Origin of the sequence: Pseudomonas sp. NPDC089534, from assembly GCF_044749305.1 — a bacterium.
GTDB classification, from domain to species: Bacteria; Pseudomonadota; Gammaproteobacteria; order Pseudomonadales; family Pseudomonadaceae; genus Aquipseudomonas; species Aquipseudomonas ekonensis.
In genome coordinates this window covers 1-2503 of the sequence record NZ_JBIVHR010000196.1, presented here as the reverse complement: position 1 = coordinate 2503, position 2503 = coordinate 1, and the positions used below count along the sequence as shown (strand labels likewise).

Sequence of the window (2503 nt, the reverse complement as noted above, 5' to 3'; positions counted from 1 at the left end):
AGTTGGCTTTTAACCAATTGGTCGTAGGTTCGAATCCTACACGACCCACCATTTTCGAAGTTTCAAAAAGTCTGGAAGGCCCACGCAAGTGAGGATTTCCGGATTTTTTTTTGCCTGCGATTCGGGCATGCCCCGATCCGGTGCCGACCTGCCGTGACGCAGGTCAGAATCATCTTTTGCATCAACGGGATATTCTGTAGCCTTGCGCAGCTTCAATGCTGTCCGTGCCTGATGATACTCACTCTCCCGGCGGTGCCCTCTAGTGGTCCGGAGCCGGGTGTATACTCGACTTTCGCGCGAATGCGCCTGCAGGTCTTGCGAACATGACGCAGATTTCCGAACGCCTTCTGGTTCAAGCCCACCTCGATGCCAAACAGCCCAAGCCGCTGACGGCCGAGGAAGAGGCCCACTACCGTTCCGCCATCGCCGCCGAGCTCAAGGCTCAGGACGCCGTGCTGGTTGCCCACTTCTATTGCGATCCGGTCATCCAGGCCCTGGCCGAAGAGACCGGCGGCTGCGTGTCCGATTCCCTGGAGATGGCCCGCTTCGGCAATGCCCACCCGGCCAAGACCGTGGTGGTGGCCGGCGTGAAATTCATGGGCGAGACCGCCAAGATCCTCAACCCGGAAAAGCGCGTGCTGATGCCGACGCTGGACGCCACCTGCTCCCTGGACCTGGGGTGCCCGGTGGATGAGTTCTCGGCGTTTTGCGATCAGCACCCGGAGCGCACGGTGGTGGTGTACGCCAACACCTCGGCGGCGGTGAAGGCGCGGGCCGACTGGGTGGTGACGTCCAGTTGCGCGCTGGAGATCGTCGAGAGCCTGATGGACAACGGCGAGACCATCATCTGGGGCCCGGACAAGCACCTGGGCACCTACATCCAGCGCCAGACCGGCGCCGACATGCTGCTGTGGGACGGCGCCTGCATCGTTCACGAAGAGTTCAAGGCCAAGCAGCTCGAAGACATGAAGGCGCTGTACCCGGACGCCGCCATCCTGGTGCACCCGGAATCGCCGACGTCGGTCATCGAACTGGCGGACGCCGTCGGTTCCACCAGCCAGTTGATCGCCGCGGCCAAGTCGCTGCCGCACAAGACCCTGATCGTCGCCACCGACCGCGGCATCTTCTACAAGATGCAGCAGGTGTGCCCGGACAAGGTCTTCATCGAGGCGCCTACCGCCGGCAACGGCGCGGCATGTCGCAGCTGCGCGCATTGCCCGTGGATGGCCATGAACACCCTTGAGCGCACGCTCAAGTGCCTGAAGGAAGGCACCGGCGAGATCTTCGTCGACCCGGCGCTGATTCCGCAGGCGATCCGCCCGCTCAAGCGCATGCTGGACTTCACCCAGGCGGCGCGGATGAAGCTGGCCGGCAACGCCTGAAACCTGAGTTCCGGCAGTCCCTGATGTAGGAGCGAGCCTGCTCGAGATTACGGTGCGTCAGTCGATGGATTATTTGACTGACCTACCGTAATCGCGAGCAGGCTCGCTCCTACAGTCGTTTCTGCGCCAAGGATCACTTGGCCTTTTTCGGGATCCGCACCAGCCGGGTATCGGAATAGATGTCATGCCAGGTGCGCTTCTGCTTGTCGAACAGCGACCAGAAGAACCCCAGCCCCAGGCACAGCCACGACGCCATCGACACCATGAAGCGCAGCAGCGCCTGCCACACGCTGATGGCGGTGCCATCGGCGTTCTGCACGCGGATGCCCCACACCTGCATGCCCAGGGTCTGGCCGGCGTGGGTCCAGAACTTGGCGAAGAAGCCGAACAGCACCAGCAAAAGCACCGTGGAATAGAGGGGGTCGCCGTCCAGCTGGCCGGCATCGGTCATGACCCGCAGGCGTTCCTCGCCGATGATGGCGGCCTGGATCATCTTGTAGATGCCGCCGGTGACGATCAGCAGGGCGGTGCAGAGCAGGAAGTCATAGAACATCGCTGCCAGGCGACGGCCCAGGCCGACGGCGGGAAAGTCGCCCTGGGGGGAGAGCAGGTGTTTCGACATGGCAGCCTCTGGACGGAAAATGAAGCGCCATTTTACGGATTCGCGCGCACAAAAAAGCCCCTGATATCAATATCAGGGGCTTTTTCGTTACAGAAGATCAGCCTTCTGCGATGACTTCATCAGCCTGCATGCCTTTCTGGCCTTGCACGGCAACGAAGGTCACTTTCTGGCCTTCTTTCAGGCTCTTGAAGCCGCTGCCCTGGATGGCGCGGAAATGCACGAACAGATCCGGACCGCTTTCTGGAGTGATAAAACCAAAACCTTTCTCGTCGTTAAACCACTTGACGGTGCCGCTCTGACGTGTGGACATTTCTTATTTCCTTTGACGCTAAAAGTGAGGTCAGTCTCGTTCTCAGGGAAGAGTGCGGGGGGGGGGTGGGGGGGGGGGAAACCCGAGCGCAATGGGGGGCGGACAACCCCCCAACACCGGGCCGCGCGGGCCCCCACCCAAACCGCCCCGCCCAAAAAAAAAACCCCCCTTTGGAGCGGGGGGTTGGGG

The 2503-nt window shown here is 61.6% G+C and carries 3 protein-coding genes; 1 reads left to right on the top strand and 2 read right to left on the bottom strand.

All coding sequences use genetic code 11. The annotated features are described in order from the left end of the window. The first annotated feature begins 323 nt into the window (after positions 1 to 323). Complete coding sequence (nadA, locus tag ACIP0B_RS28295; RefSeq protein WP_400838464.1) at positions 324 to 1382, top strand: quinolinate synthase NadA; 1059 nt, start codon at positions 324 to 326, stop codon at positions 1380 to 1382. A 133-nt stretch (positions 1383 to 1515) separates the two neighbouring features. On the opposite strand, the gene ACIP0B_RS28290 is transcribed toward nadA, so the two are convergent. Both ACIP0B_RS28290 and ACIP0B_RS28285 read right to left on the bottom strand, forming a co-directional pair. Next, complete coding sequence (locus ACIP0B_RS28290) at positions 1516 to 2004, bottom strand: RDD family protein (protein WP_400838461.1); 489 nt, start codon at positions 2002 to 2004, stop codon at positions 1516 to 1518. Positions 2005 to 2101: 97 nt separating this feature from the next. After that, entirely contained in the window at positions 2102 to 2314 is a 213-nt protein-coding gene (locus ACIP0B_RS28285; protein WP_085580487.1) for a cold-shock protein, read from the bottom strand. Positions 2315 to 2503 lie beyond the last annotated feature (189 nt).

Coding starts and splice junctions, on each gene's coding strand:
- ACIP0B_RS28290 (WP_400838461.1), bottom strand. CDS start 2,004: ATGTCGAAACACCTGCTCTCCCCCCAGGGCGACTTTCCCGCCGTCGGC.
- nadA (WP_400838464.1), top strand. CDS start 324: ATGACGCAGATTTCCGAACGCCTTCTGGTTCAAGCCCACCTCGATGCC.
- ACIP0B_RS28285 (WP_085580487.1), bottom strand. CDS start 2,314: ATGTCCACACGTCAGAGCGGCACCGTCAAGTGGTTTAACGACGAGAAA.